The organism is Kocuria sp., assembly GCF_030536815.1.
Lineage (GTDB): Bacteria > Actinomycetota > Actinomycetes > Actinomycetales > Micrococcaceae > Kocuria > Kocuria gwangalliensis.
This window is the reverse complement of sequence record NZ_JAUNPE010000060.1, coordinates 1-13,914: the sequence shown is the minus strand read 5'-3', so window position 1 is coordinate 13,914 and position 13,914 is coordinate 1. Positions and strand designations below refer to the sequence as shown.

General features: G+C 64.8%; 14 protein-coding genes. 8 read left to right on the top strand and 6 right to left on the bottom strand.

From position 1 onward, the window contains the following. Positions 1–959: class 1b ribonucleoside-diphosphate reductase subunit beta (gene nrdF / locus Q4E95_RS07275; RefSeq protein WP_303382683.1), on the bottom strand; the 959-nt coding region annotated here is incomplete at its 3' end. Positions 960–1,153: 194 nt separating this feature from the next. Between nrdF and Q4E95_RS07270 the strand changes: the two genes are divergently transcribed. Then, positions 1,154–1,342, top strand: a complete 189-nt coding sequence (locus Q4E95_RS07270; protein WP_303382682.1) for an antitoxin — start codon at positions 1,154–1,156, stop codon at positions 1,340–1,342. Between the two features lie 87 nt (positions 1,343–1,429). On the opposite strand, the gene zapE is transcribed toward Q4E95_RS07270, so the two are convergent. After that, entirely contained in the window at positions 1,430–2,479 is a 1,050-nt protein-coding gene (zapE, locus tag Q4E95_RS07265) for a cell division protein ZapE (protein WP_303382684.1), read from the bottom strand. Between the two features lie 262 nt (positions 2,480–2,741). Between zapE and Q4E95_RS07260 the strand changes: the two genes are divergently transcribed. From Q4E95_RS07260 to ybaK, 3 genes are read left to right on the top strand one after another with little or no spacing between them, the layout of a single operon-like run. After that, positions 2,742–3,650, top strand: coding sequence for a sulfurtransferase (locus tag Q4E95_RS07260; RefSeq protein WP_303382681.1), 909 nt, complete (start codon positions 2,742–2,744; stop codon positions 3,648–3,650). Continuing rightward, on the top strand, positions 3,647–4,108 hold the full coding sequence (locus tag Q4E95_RS07255; protein ID WP_303382680.1) for a SufE family protein: 462 nt from the start codon (positions 3,647–3,649) through the stop codon (positions 4,106–4,108). Before Q4E95_RS07260 ends, Q4E95_RS07255 begins: the two co-directional genes overlap by 4 nt. Before the next feature lie 2 nt (positions 4,109–4,110). After that, positions 4,111–4,614, top strand: a complete 504-nt coding sequence (gene ybaK, locus Q4E95_RS07250; protein WP_303382679.1) for a Cys-tRNA(Pro) deacylase — start codon at positions 4,111–4,113, stop codon at positions 4,612–4,614. Here ybaK and Q4E95_RS07245 read toward each other — a convergent pair. Continuing rightward, positions 4,574–5,830, bottom strand: coding sequence for a S9 family peptidase (locus Q4E95_RS07245; protein WP_303382678.1), 1,257 nt, complete (start codon positions 5,828–5,830; stop codon positions 4,574–4,576). The genes ybaK and Q4E95_RS07245 overlap by 41 nt on opposite strands. A gap of 112 nt (positions 5,831–5,942) precedes the next feature. On the opposite strand from Q4E95_RS07245, the gene msrB reads away from it, so the two are divergent. The 3 genes from msrB (at position 5,943) to Q4E95_RS07230 (ending at position 8,532) form a co-directional block, all read left to right on the top strand. Continuing rightward, positions 5,943–6,386, top strand: coding sequence for a peptide-methionine (R)-S-oxide reductase MsrB (gene msrB, locus Q4E95_RS07240; protein WP_303382677.1), 444 nt, complete (start codon positions 5,943–5,945; stop codon positions 6,384–6,386). A gap of 120 nt (positions 6,387–6,506) precedes the next feature. Continuing rightward, positions 6,507–7,112, top strand: a complete 606-nt coding sequence (locus Q4E95_RS07235) for a DUF3000 domain-containing protein (protein ID WP_303382676.1) — start codon at positions 6,507–6,509, stop codon at positions 7,110–7,112. An 85-nt stretch (positions 7,113–7,197) separates the two neighbouring features. Then, positions 7,198–8,532, top strand: a complete 1,335-nt coding sequence (locus tag Q4E95_RS07230; RefSeq protein WP_303382675.1) for a ribonuclease D — start codon at positions 7,198–7,200, stop codon at positions 8,530–8,532. Between the two features lie 59 nt (positions 8,533–8,591). On the opposite strand, the gene Q4E95_RS07225 is transcribed toward Q4E95_RS07230, so the two are convergent. Continuing rightward, a complete protein-coding gene (locus Q4E95_RS07225; RefSeq protein WP_303382674.1) occupies positions 8,592–9,002 on the bottom strand; it encodes a hypothetical protein in 411 nt (136 codons plus the stop codon). Positions 9,003–9,175: 173 nt separating this feature from the next. Here Q4E95_RS07225 and Q4E95_RS07220 point away from each other — a divergent pair, with 173 nt between their 5' ends. Further along, on the top strand, positions 9,176–9,640 hold the full coding sequence (locus Q4E95_RS07220) for a ubiquinol-cytochrome c reductase iron-sulfur subunit (protein ID WP_303382673.1): 465 nt from the start codon (positions 9,176–9,178) through the stop codon (positions 9,638–9,640). A gap of 42 nt (positions 9,641–9,682) precedes the next feature. Here the strand turns inward: Q4E95_RS07220 and dxs are convergent, their stop codons facing one another. Both dxs and Q4E95_RS07210 read right to left on the bottom strand, forming a co-directional pair. Further along, positions 9,683–11,695, bottom strand: a complete 2,013-nt coding sequence (gene dxs / locus Q4E95_RS07215; protein WP_303382672.1) for a 1-deoxy-D-xylulose-5-phosphate synthase — start codon at positions 11,693–11,695, stop codon at positions 9,683–9,685. A gap of 188 nt (positions 11,696–11,883) precedes the next feature. Next, the coding region (locus Q4E95_RS07210; protein ID WP_303382671.1) for an aconitate hydratase at positions 11,884–13,914 on the bottom strand (2,031 nt) is incomplete at its 5' end.

The following is a 13,914-nucleotide window of genomic DNA, read 5'->3' as shown; positions in this document are numbered from 1 at the left end:
TCCGTGTTCACGGCCTTGCCGATCACGTAGGAGGAACCGGAGCCGGAGAAGAAGTCGTGGTTCTCGTCCGCGTTCGGGGACAGCGAGGAGAGAATGGCCGGGGACACGTCGGTCATTTCCCGCGGGAACAACGCCTCGTAGCCCAGGTTGTTGAGGGCCTTGTTGGCGTTGTAATGCAAGAACTTCTTGACGTCCTCGCTCCAGCCCACCGTGTCGTAGAGGGATTCGGTGTAGGCGATCTCATTCTCGTAGAGCTCGTCGAGCAGGTCGTAGGTGTACGCCTTGAGCTCTTCCTGACGTTCCGGGGTCTCCTCGACCAGACCGCGCTGGTACTTGTAGCCGATGTAGTAACCGTGCACGGCCTCGTCGCGGATGATCAGACGAATCAGGTCCGCCGTATTCGTCAGCTTGGCGTGCGAGGAAAAGTACATGGGCAGGTAGAAGCCCGAGTAGAAGAGGAAGGACTCCAGCAGCGTGGAGGCCACCTTCTTTTTCAGCGGGTCATCACCCTTGTAGTACTTGATGATGATCTCTGCCTTGCGCTGCAGGTACGGGTTCTCGCGGGACCAACGGAAGGCCTCGTCGATCTGCTTCATGGACGACAGTGTCGAGAAGATCGAGGAGTAGGACTTGGCGTGCACCGACTCCATGAACGCGATGTTGGTGTACACCGCTTCCTCGTGGGGGGTCTTGGCGTCCGGGATCAACGAGACGGCACCCACGGTGCCCTGAATGGTGTCCAGGAGGGTCAGACCGGTGAAGACCTTCATGGTGAGGTCCTGCTCCTCCTCGGTCAGGGTCTTCCAGGACTGGACGTCGTTGGACAGCGGCACCTTCTCGGGGAGCCAGAAGTTGGAGGTCAGACGATCCCAGACTTCGAGGTCCTTGTCGTCCTGAATGCGGTTCCAGTTAATGGCCTCCGCCGTGTGGCGGAGCAGTTCAACCTTTTCAGCTGTCATGGCGCGCTGGCTCCTTCGCTTGTCAAAAAGTGTGTCGACTGGGGTCCTCGGGGGCTTCATCGCGAACTCGCGCAATGGATGGAGTCGAGCTACCAGAATAGCTCACCGGCCTTGAATTTCGACGAAAGCCCAGGTCATGATGGTCACATCAGCGCCTCGTACGAGGCGGCTCGAGCGACCGTAAGGAGACCGTCATGGTGGACATCGGAGGACTTGGAGACAAGGCGAAGCAGTTCGCCGAGGACAACCCGGACAAGGTTGACCAGGGCATTGACAAGGCCGGAGACGCCGTGGACGACCGCACCGGCGGCAAGCACGCGGAGCAGGTCGACAAGGGCCAGGACGCCGCGCGCAACAAGTTCGGCGGCAATGGCGAGCAGTAACGGCTGATGAAACGGCGCCCCTCGGAAGAGATTTCCGCGGGGCGCCGTGTGCTCTGCGGAGAACCTCACTGAGAGTCCCCGCGGGATCTAGGCCGCCTCGCCGCCCTCACGAGCGAGTGCGGTCAGCCGGGACACGGCGCGGTAGTACTTCTTCTGGTACCCGCCGGCCATCATTTCCTCGGTGAAGACCTGATCGAAGGGCGCTCCGGTCGAGAGAATCGGAAGGTCCTTGTCGTACAGGCGGTCGGCCAATACTACGAAACGCAGTGCCACGGCCTGCTGGTCGATGGTGCGCACCCCGCGCCACACGATCCCGTCCAGGCCGTCGATCAGCGCGCGGTAGCGGGATGGGTGGACACGGGACAGGTGCTCGATCAGTGCGTCGAAATCGTCGATCCCCACGGTCCTGCCCGAGAAGGTCTGCTGGGCGGCGGCGTCCAGAGCGGCGTCGTCGGCGAGGGGCTGAGGTGCCTCGGGAAGGCCGCGGTGGCGGTAGTCCTCACCGTCGATCCGTACGACGTCGAATTGCGAGGACAGCACCTGAATCTCGCGCTGGAAATCCTGGGCCGCGAACCGGCCCTCACCCAATGAGCCGGGAAGCGTATTGGAGGTCGCGGCGAGTTTGACGCCGGCGTCCGCGAGTTCACGCATGAGCCGGGACATCAGCACGGTGTCCCCGGGATCGTCGAGCTCGAACTCGTCGATGCACACGAGTTGGTAGTCCTTGAGCGCTTCCACGGTGTGGCGGAAGGTCAGTGCGCCCACCAGGTTCGTGTACTCCACGAACGTACCGAACGCCTTGGGTCCCGGAACCGCGTGCCACAGGGAGGCCAAGAGGTGGGTCTTGCCCACACCGAAGCCACCATCCAGGTAAATGCCCTGGGCGGGCGAGCCCTTCTGAGCGCCTCCCCCGCCGAAGAGCTTGGAGAAGAACCCGTTGCCCGAGGACTGGCCACCGCCCACACCCGCCGCGAACGCCTTCAATTTCTCGACCGCCTCCGACTGCGACGGCTGGGAGGGATCGGGCCGGTACGTGTCGAAGGAGACCTCTCCGAAGCGCTCGGACGGGCGGAAACCGGCCAGCAAATCCTGGCCGGAAACGCGCGGGTTACGCTCCACGAGGTGTTCAATGTGCATGCTCACGTAAGGGGCCTCCCTGCCCGTGGCGCCTCAGCCCCGCGATTTCACGGGACGGGACGTCGGGCGGCATTGATCAGGACGAATTCCGAGCAGGCGAACTGCTCCTGCCACGATGCTACCGGTCAGCCCATCGTGAACACGCCCGCTGCAGCCCCCGGTTGCGGCTTTCGCGCATGCATTCCCCACCGCCAGCGCACTACCCTGGACATCAAGTCCCGCGCGCCGTGACGCGCACGTCTACACACGAGGAGTACCGCACATGCCCGTGGAAGCAGAGAACAACCAGGATTTCTCCCAGTACGCCCATCCCGAGCGGCTGGTCTCCACCCAGTGGGTGGCCGACAACGCAGGCAAGCCCGGTGTGGTGGTTGTCGAATCCGACGAGGACGTCTTGCTGTACGAAACCGGTCACATCCCCGGTTCGGTGAAGGTCGACTGGCACACGGACCTCAACGAGCCGGACACCCGTGATTACGTGGACGGCACGCAGTTCGCCGAGCTGATGTCCCGCAAGGGTATTTCCCGCGATGACACGATTGTGGTCTACGGCGACAAGTCCAACTGGTGGGCCGCGTACGCCCTGTGGGTCTTCACCCTGTTCGGCCATCAGGATGTCCGGCTCATGAACGGTGGCCGTGACAAGTGGGTGGCGGAGGGTCGCGAGCTGACCACCGACACCACGGAGGTCACCCCCACCGACTATCCCGTGGTCGAACGCGACGACTCCGTGATCCGCGCCTACCGCGAGGACGTTCTGGACAACCTGGGCAAGACCCCGCTCATTGACGTGCGCTCCCCGCAGGAGTACACCGGCGAGCGCACCCACATGCCGGACTACCCCCAGGAGGGCACGTTGCGCGGCGGGCACATCCCCACCGCGGCGTCCGTCCCGTGGGCTCGCGCCGCCGCGGAGGACGCCACGTTCAAGTCCCGTGACGAGTTGGACGCGATTTACCGCGAAGAAGTGGGCCTGTCCCCCGACGACGCCGTGATTGCCTACTGCCGCATCGGCGAGCGTTCCTCCCACACGTGGTTCGTGCTCACCCACCTGCTGGGCTTCGACAACGTGCGCAATTACGACGGTTCCTGGACCGAATGGGGCAACGCGGTGCGCGTGCCCGTGGCCCAGGGTGCGGCCCGCGGTGAGGCTCCGGAGGGTGCCCGGTGACCACCGAAGCATTGCCCGGCCAGGTCCAGGAATTGATCGAGGATTTCGACGCCGTTCCGGAACCCGACAAGCTCCAGCTCCTTCTCGAGTTCTCCCGTTCGCTCCCCGAGCTTCCCGCCCGGTACGGCGAACACCCGGAAGACCTCGAACAAGTGGTCGAGTGTCAGTCGCCGCTGTTCTTGGCCGTGGAGCTCGAAGAGGGCGGCGGAGACCCGGGGGTGAACATTTACTTCTCCGCACCGCCCGAGGCACCCACCACGCGCGGGTTCGCGTCCATCCTGTACGAGGGTCTGGACGGTCTGCCCGCCTCCACCGTGCTGGACATCCCCGATGACCTGCCGGAGCGTTTCGGCCTGACCAAGTTGGTGTCCCCGCTGCGCATGCGCGGGATGTCCGCGATGCTGGGCAGGATCAAACGGCAGGTCCGGGAGCTGCAAGCGGCTCGCGCTGCCGGCTGAGGATGGCCCGCAACCGCCCCGGAGCTCGGGCATCGCACGCCGCTACGGCGGCCCTTGCGGTGCTCGACGCCGCCCGGGTTGCCTACACGGCGCTGCCCTACCGGCATGACCCGCGTGCGGAATCGTTCGGTATGGAGGCCGCGCGTGAGCTGGGCAAGGACCCGGCGTGTGTGTTCAAGACCCTCATGGTCGTCCATGACAAGGACTGGGCCACGGTCATGGTTCCCGTGAGTTCCACCGTGGATCTCAAGGCGACCGCCCGGGAACTGGGGTGGAAGAAGGCGCGTCTGGCGGCGCCGTCGGCGGCCGAAACCCGAACCGGTTACGTGGTGGGCGGTATTTCACCGTTGGGTCAGAAAGTTCCGTCTCCCACGTTGCTGGATCACTCCGCGCGCGAGCTGGTGACCGTGCTGGTATCCGGTGGGCAGCGCGGGCTGGATGTCGAGCTGTCTCCCGCCGATCTGCTCAGGCTGACGGACGGGCGTTACGCACCGTTGGCCGCTTGAGCTTGGTGGGCAGCCACTCCCGCACGGCTCGTTCCCAGCGCTTGCGGTCAATGTTCCACTCCTTGGTGTGGCGCGCACCCGCGAAGCCCACGAACTCCACGAACGGGCTGAGCTCGGCCAGGTGCACCGAGCCCTGCACCGGAACAACCTCGTCATCGGTGGAGTGCAGAATGAGCGTGGGTGTGGTGATGTCCTCCCACCGCGATATCCAGTCCAGTGCATGCAGGTCCAGGGGCGCGGCCAGGCCCGTGATTTTGGGCCCCAGCCGATGAGAAATTAAGTCCGTGGCCATTCGGCCGATGCGCCGTGGAATCCGGTGGATCTTGGCCTGGTGCGCGACCAACTCGAACCAGTCGACCACCGGCCCGTCCAGAACGACCGCGCGGACCGTGTGGCGGTACTTGGTGAGCTCCAGGGTGCGGAGCACAATGGCACCGCCCATGGACCATCCGAAGAGCACGATGTCCGTGGCACCCCGGGACAGGGCGTACGCGATACCCGCCTCCACGTCTTCCCATTCGGTGAAACCCAGTCCGTAGCGGTTGTCCTGGGTGGCCGGTGCTTCTCGGTCGTTGCGGTAGGAGACGATCAGACTGTGCAGACCGAGTTCTTGGGCAACACGGGCTCCCCTGATGCATTCCATGCGCTGCGCACCGCGCCCGTGCACCATGACCGCCCACACGCCTTCGTGCCGTGGCCGGTCGGTGACACCGTCCGCGGGAATGACCCAGGCCGGGGCGGGACCGAGCTCCGTCTCCACGTCCACTTTTTCGAACGCGAATCCGGCATCTCCCGGACGTGCGTAGACCGTGCCGGTCCACCAGCCTTTGGTGCCCTCCGCGAGTTCGCCGCGGTAGACCCGTTCCACCAACCGGGTGACCGTGTTGTTGTTCTGCCGGACCACGAATCCAATGCGCGCCATGCTCTGGCCCTCGTCGAAGCGCAGGGCGTAGGTGCCGGCGGCTCGGGTGTCCGTGTTGGCGGGCAACGTGATCAGCTGTTGACCCGAATTCGGGTCCGTGTCGAGCTTCAACACCGTGAGCTTCCCCGCGACTTTGGCCGGCACCACAACCTGCCGGGCGATGAACGCTGCCAGACCGCTGGACAGGGCGAACGTGACGGACGCCGTCCCAATGCTGAGCGTGGCACCGACAATGGCACCGTGGCGCCACGACCGGGAGGGAACGTCTGCGGGGGGAGTCAGAAGGGATGCCATGTCGTCATTCTGACATGTTCGCCCCGGACGCTTCCGGCGGGCATATTGGAGCCCGGTCAACTGTTGTACACAGTGGTCCGATCCATCATGCCAACCAGGAAACGGAGAAAATATGTCCGAGAACTCCACCCACGAGCCGGTCTCCGCGCAGTCCGCCGCCCGAACCGATGCCCAATGGCGCGAGGTACTGACCCCCGCCGAGTACCAGGTATTGCGCCAGGGCGGTACGGAGCGCCCGTACACCGGCGAATACGTGGACACGGAAACAACCGGCGTCTACGAATGTCGAGCGTGCGGAGCCGAGTTGTTCCGATCCGCCACCAAGTTCCACTCCAACTGCGGGTGGCCTTCGTTCTTCGAGCCCCTGGCCGAGGATCGGGTGCGTTACATCGAGGACACGACCATGGGCATGAAACGCGTGGAGGTCCGGTGCGCGGCCTGCGATTCCCACATGGGGCATGTTTTCGAAGGGGAGGGTTTCAACACGCCCACCGACCTGCGCTACTGCATCAACTCCGTGTCCATGCGATTGGTGCCGGCCACCCGGGGCGAGTGACACCGGATTCAGTTACCGGCCGGTTGGCACAACGGCCAGTCACCGCCCGCGGAAGTCGTGGCTGACTCTCACGGCGTGGCTCCCCTCACCCCGGGCGGCTCACTGGCTAATGTGAGCGTTGTGAGCGCGGTAAGCGAGCTGAACGGCACCCCGGAGGAATTTCGCACGGCAGTGCGAGCTCTCGGTCGTGCACGCACTCGCCCGGAAGTCACACTGGCCCGCATCACCCCACCGCGCGGCTTGGCTCCGCACGCCATGTCGATTGCCGCCGAAGTGGGCCGGATTCAACGCCGCACCCTCCGCAGCTACGAACACACCCAGGCACCCACCACCGGTCGATTCGTGCTGCTGTACGACCCGTCACGGCCCGAACCATGGGGTGGACCCTTCCGGATCGTCAGCTGGTTCCGAGCCCACATGGACCTGGACATCGGCCGGGACGAGTTGCTCACGGACGTCAGCTGGTCGTGGTTGACCGAGGCGCTGGACCACAGCGGGGCCTCGTACACGTCCGAGGGCGGTACGGCCTCACGCACCTTGGAAAAGGGATTCGGCTCGCTACGGGAGAACACGGACAGCGTGGAGATCGAGGTCCGCGCGTCATGGACCCCGTTGACCGAAAAAGATCCCCGGAACTGGGCGTGCGCGCACGTGGAAGCCTGGTCGCAATTGTTGTGCACAGCTACGGGACTGCCCCCGTTCAGCGAAGGCGTGACGTATTTGTAGTGGCCCGCACCTACTGCTCGGTTCCGTGGCAGTACGGTAGAGACAGCAATTACCGATCCAGTGGTCAGGAATTTTCATTAATACCGTGAGTGATCAGTCTCCCAGGACGCCGCAAAGGCCCCCAGCCACCGAAGTCGTGGTCACGGGGTTCGAGGACTTCCACGTCCCCGCAACGGTTCACTTGCACGGACCCGCCGACGGCATCCCCCGCGTGGTGGACACCGCACGGGGTTTGGCGCGGGCGGCGGAACAACTCGCACAAGCCACCGGCCCCGTGGCCATCGACACCGAGCGCGCCTCGGGGTTTCGCTTCGGCCAGCGTGCGTTCCTGGTCCAGATCCGCCGCGAAGGTGCGGGCACCATCTTGATCGACCCGGAGGCCGTGGGATCACTGGCCAGCATTAATGACGCCCTCCGCGGCGTCGAATGGGTCCTGCACGCGGCAACTCAGGACATGCCGTGTCTGCGGGATCTGGACATGACCCCTGATCTGCTGTTCGATACCGAGCTGGGTGGCCGACTGCTGGGCCTGCGAAAGGTCGGACTGGCATCCATGACTGAGGAGCTCCTGGGGTTCACGCTCTCCAAGGAACACTCCGCCGTCGACTGGTCCAAGCGACCCCTGCCGCAGGACTGGCTCAACTACGCCGCCCTCGACGTGGAGGTCCTGGTCCAGCTGCGCTGGGCCACGGAAGAACGACTGGTCGAGGCCGGAAAGCTTGAATGGGCCCAGCAGGAATTCGAGGCCGTGCGCACCGCACCGGCCCCTCCGCCGCGTAAGGACCCGTGGCGCCGCACCCACGGGATCGGTACCGTGCGTGGTCGGCGCAAACTCACCGCCGTGCGCAACCTCTGGACCGCCCGGGAGAACCTCGCCAGACACAAGGACCTCTCCCCCAACAGGCTCCTGCCTGATTCGGCAATCGTTGCCGCCGCCAATGCCATGCCCCGCACCGTGCCGCAGTTGTTGGCGACCCCGGGTTTCCACGGTCGCTCGGCATCCCGTGAGGCCCCCCGCTGGCTGGCTGCGGTCCAGGAGGCGCGGCTCACCGATGATCCGGTGCCCCACAATGTGCCCTCGGATGCGCTACCTCCCGTGAAGGGTTGGGAGGCCAAACGCCCCGAGGCCGCCGCTCGGCTCAAGGCCATTAAACCGGCCGTGGCCGAACACGCGGAGGCCGTGGGGATGCCCACCGAAAATTTGATCACCCCCGAGCTGCTACGCCGGTTCTGCTGGCAACCCCCGCGCTCGACGTCGGACGAGGCCGTGGCTCAGCGGCTCACGGAACTGGGAGTCCGGCAGTGGCAGGTGGAACAGGTGGCGTCGGTGATCGGACACACCTGGCGGGAGCTGCGGGCCCAGCGCCGTGCGGAGAAGCACACGGATAATCCGATCCCCGAATCAGGGAACGAACCATGACCATGACAGTGGCCGCGCACCCGGAAGGGTACGCGGCCACTGTCAGGTGAAGACTGGAATCAGTTCTTCATCTCGTCCTCGGTGGGGCCCGGCTCTGCGGCCTTCATGTCCACGTCCTTCTCGGTGGTCACGGGCTTGGGCAGATCCGCATCCGAGGAGTTCGAACCGGCCTTGGCCTTGACCGAGGCGGCACCCTCCTTGGCCTTGTCCTTCACGGTCGAGGCGCCGTCCTGGGCCTTGGCCGATACGGTACCGGCGGCCTTCTGGGCGGTGTCGGCAAGCTTGCCGCCCACCACGGGAACCTCGGACTTGACCCAGTCGGTGCCCTCGGACACCTTGTCCTGGACCTTGGGGTCGTTCCAGGTGTTGATGGCGGTCTCACGCAGGGACTCGTAGCTCTTACGGCCCGAAGCGGAACCCACGATAAAACCAACACCGAAACCGGCGACGAAAGCGAGACGCTTGATCATCTTGATTCCTTTCAGTTGTTCGAGGCAGCCTTCATGGCACCCCTGTGACTAATACACATCCTACTGACCTTTCCCGTGGCTCCCCGTTTTGACGCACGGCCCCGGCCAGTCGCATCACATTGTCAGGGAGCGGGTCATAAACTGAAAAGCGCGCAATCTTCGAGAGGATCCCCTTGAACACGGAACGACATCAGCAATCCAACATCGCAGATACCACCGGCTTTCCCACACGGCGCCGCGTGATGGGCGCGGCGGGTCTGGCATCAGTGGCCGCCGTTGGGCTCAGCGCGTGCGGTGGCTCCGGCAATGAGGCCAGCGACCCGGCCACCCCTCAGGCACCTGCCTCCCCCGTGGATGTTTCCGCCACCTCCGATATTCCGGTGGGCCAGGGCGTGAAGGTCGAGAAGGACGGACTCCAGGCCGTGGTGGGCCAGCCCACCGAGGGCACGTTCAAGGCCTTCTCCCCCGTGTGCCCGCACGAAGGGTGCGTGGTGAATCCCGCCAACAACAGTTACGTGTGTCCGTGCCACAGCTCCACGTTCGACATGAGCACCGGGGGTGTTCAGGGCGGCCCGGCCACGAGCGGTCTGGTCGAATATCCGGTGACGGTTCAGGGTGAGCGCATCATCGTGGGTTGAGCACCCGCAAACCGGCGGAGGCCCGAGACCCTGGTCGGCTCGCTACGCGCCGTCCACCCGCCGCATTCGGCTGGTCTGGGTGGCGCGTAGTTTTTCCTCGTCGGCCGGGCGGGCATAGGGGACCCGTGTGCCGAGCACGGAGGACAGGGTGTTCTGGGCAATGCGCTGAGCGGTGAGCCCGGTTTGTTCCAGGATCTGGTCGCGGCTTGCGTGGGCCAGGAATTCCGTGGGCAACCCCACTTCATTGAGCGCGGTGTCCACGCCGGCCGAACGCATTTCCTGACGGATCAGGGACCCAATACCGCCTGCCCGTACGCCGTCCTCGATGACCACCACGATCCGGTGCTGAGCCGCGAGGTCGACCACCGAGCTCGCCACCGGCAGCACCCAGCGCGGGTCCACCACCGTGGATGACACGCCGTGCGCGGCCAGCCGCTCGGACACCTCCTGGCTGATGCTGCACATGGCGCCCACACTGACGATCAGCACGTCACGATGCGCGGTCCCCGGTTGCGCCGGGTCCCCGTTACGCACCAGGACGTCCACGCCGTCGGGCAGCCGTTCCAACGCCGGCGACGGCGCTCCCACGGTTCCCTTGGGGTAGCGCACCACCGTGGGAGCATCGTTCACGGCCACCGCTTCGCGCAGTTCCTCGACCATGGTCGCCTCGTCCCGCGGCGCGGCCAAATGAAGTCCGGGGATGATTTGGAGCAGCGCGAGATCCCAGATCCCGTGGTGGCTGGGACCGTCCGGGCCGGTGACGCCGGCGCGGTCCAGAACCACCGTGACACCTGCCTTGTGCAGGGCCACGTCCATGAGCAGCTGGTCGAAACCGCGGTTGAGGAACGTCGCGTAGAGGCCGACCACCGGGTGTAACCCGCCGAAGGCCATGCCCGCGGCCATGGTCAGCGCATGCTGCTCGGCGATCCCCACGTCCACCACGCGGTCCGGGTGGGCCAGCTGCATCTTCTGCAGGCCCATGGGAATCAGCATGGCGCCGGTGACGCCCACGATGTCTTCGCGTTCATCGGCGATCGCCGCAATTTCGTCGCGGAACACATGGGTCCAGGTCCGCGATGACGAGGTGGCGGTGGGCTTGCCGGTGGACGGATCGATCACGGGCACCGAGTGGAACTGGTCGTTCTCGTCCAGCCGCGCGGGGAGATAACCATGGCCCTTCTCGGTGATCGCGTGGACGATGACCGGCCCCCCGTAGTTCTTGGCGTTGCTCAGAGCCTGCTCCATGGCATCCAGATCGTGGCCGTCCACCGGTCCCACGTATTTCATGCCGAGGTCCTCGAAAATGCCCTGCTGGACCACGACATCCTTGATGCCCTGCTTCATGCCGTGCAGTCCGCGGTACACGGCCTGACCCAGATGACCGGACTCCTGCAACAGGCCCTTGACCTTGTCCATGGTCTGTTCGTACCGGCGGTCGGTGCGCATGGCGTCCACGCCCTGCTGCACACTGGCCTGCAGCTCCTGAAGCCTGTTCGCGAAACCACCCACGGTGGGCGCGTAGGAGCGGCCGTTGTCGTTGACGACGATCACGACCTTGCGGTTCTTGTCCGAGGCGATATTGTTCACCGCCTCCCACGCCATGCCACCGGTCAGGGCGCCGTCGCCGATGACGGCCACGGTGTGGCGGTCGTGCTGGCCGGTCATTTGATAACCGCGGGAGATGCCATCGGCCCAGGAGAGGGACGACGACGCATGTGAGGACTCCACGATGTCGTGTTCGGATTCACCGCGGTCGGGATAACCAGCAAGACCACCCTTCTGCCGCAGTGTGGAGAAGTCCTGGCGCCCCGTGAGGAGCTTGTGCACATACGACTGGTGCCCGGTGTCAAAGACGATGGAGTCGCGGGGCGAGTCGAAGACCCTGTGAACGGCCAACGTCAGTTCCACGACGCCCAGGTTGGGTCCCAGATGCCCCCCTGTGGCGGCCACGTGCGTAATGAGGAACGCACGGATATCCGCAGCCAACTGCTCGAGAGCCGCGTTGTCCAGACCGCGTAGGTCCGATGGGCTCTTGATGGTCTCCAGAAGCGTCATGCGTGCTCTCCGTGCCTTCGACAAATCGGGATGGCGGATGCGGCATCAGTCAGCAGCACACTGATGACCTGCCCCGAGGTACCGTTCGATCTTACTCGCCCTAACCGACAGCGCAGCACAGCTACCTGTTAAACAATCCGGCCGGTGGTCCCCGAGGGGATCACCGGCCGGTTGTCGCACCGCAGGTGTTACTTGGCGATCTGACGCAACACGTACTGCAGGATGCCGCCGTTACGGTAGTAGTCGGCCTCGCCCGGGGTGTCGATGCGCAGGTCCGCATCGAACTCCACGGTGGAGCCGTCTTCCTTGGTGGCGGTGACCTTCAGGGTCTTGGGGGTCGAGCCCTCGTTCAGAGCGGTCACGCCCTCGATGTCGAAGGTCTCGGTGCCGTCCAGGCCCAACGAGTCCGCGGACTCGCCCTGGGGGAACTGCAGCGGCAGAACGCCCATACCGATCAGGTTGGAGCGGTGGATCCGCTCGTAGGATTCGGTGATCACAGCGCGCACACCCAGCAGGGAGGTACCCTTGGCCGCCCAGTCACGCGAGGAACCGGAACCGTATTCCTTACCGCCCAGCACCACCAGCGGGACGCCGGCTTCCTGGTAGTTCACGGATGCGTCGTACACCGTGGACTGCGGGCCGTCGGCTTGCGTGAAGTCGCGGGTGAAGCCGCCTTCCACGCCGTCCAGCAGCTGGTTCTTGATGCGGATGTTCGCGAACGTACCGCGGATCATCACCTCGTGGTTACCGCGGCGGGAACCGTAGGAGTTGAAGTCCTTGCGCTCCACACCGTTCTCGATCAGGTACTTACCGGCCGGGGTGTCCGACTTGAAGGAACCTGCCGGGGAGATGTGGTCGGTGGTGACCGAATCGCCCAGCTTGAGGAGAACACGGGCACCCTTGATGTCTTCCACGGAGGACGTCTCCATGGACATCCCGTCGAAGTACGGTGGCTTGCGCACGTAGGTGGAGTTGGGATCCCACTCGAAGACGTCGCCGGTGGGGGTCTCGAGGTTCTGCCAACGCTCGTCGCCATCGAAGATGGTGCCGTATTGGGTGGTGAACATATCGGTGTCGATCGACCGGTCGATGATTTCCTGGACCTCGGTCGGGTTCGGCCAGATGTCCTTGAGGTAAATGTCGTTACCGTCGGAATCCTGCCCCAGGGCCTCGTTCTCGAAGTCGAAGTCCATGGTTCCGGCCAGGGCGTAGGCGATGACCAGCGGCGGTGAGGCCAGGTAGTTCATCTTCACGTCCGGGTTGATCCGACCCTCGAAGTTACGGTTACCCGACAGCACCGAGGTCACGGCCAGGTCGTTGTCCTGGATGGTCTGGGAGATCTCGGGCTCGAGCGGGCCGGAGTTACCGATACAGGTGGTGCAGCCGTAACCCACGATGTAGAAGCCGAGCTCCTGCAGGTCCGGAACCAGACCGGACTTCTCGTAGTAGTCGGTGACGACCTTGGAACCCGGAGCAATGGACGTCTTGACCCACGGCTTGGCCTTGAGCCCCTTACTCACCGCATTGCGAGCCAGAACGGCGGCCGCCATCATGACGGACGGGTTGGACGTGTTGGTGCACGAGGTGATCGAGGCGATCGACACGGCGCCGTGATCCAAATTGAACTCGCGGCCGTCCTCCATGGCGACCTTGACCGGGTTGGATGCGCGAGCGCTCACGTCCGTGGCATCAGCGTGCCGCGGCTGGTCCGAGGGATCCTGCTCGTCACCGGCGCTGTTGGCGGGCGCGTCCGAGGCGGGGAAGGACTCCGCAACGGCCTGGTCCACGGTGGAGGACTCGTCCACCGACACGTAGTTGGTGAGGTCTTCGCGGAACTGCGGCTTGGACTTGGTGAGCTCAATGCGGTCCTGCGGGCGCTTGGGGCCGGCGATCGAGGGAACCACGGTGGACAGGTCCAGCTCCAGGTACTCGGAGAACGCAATCTCCTTGGAGGGGTCGTGCCACATGCCCTGTTCCTTGGTGTACGCCTCGACCAGGGCAACCTGCTCCTCGGAGCGACCCGTCAGGCGCAGGTAGTCCATGGTGACCTCGTCGATCGGGAAGATCGCGGCGGTCGAACCGAACTCGGGAGACATGTTGCCGATGGTGGCGCGGTTGGCCAGCGGCACAGCCGCGACGCCCTCACCGTAGAACTCCACGAACTTGCCCACCACACCGTGCTCACGCAGCATCTCGGTGATGGTCAGCACCACGTCGGT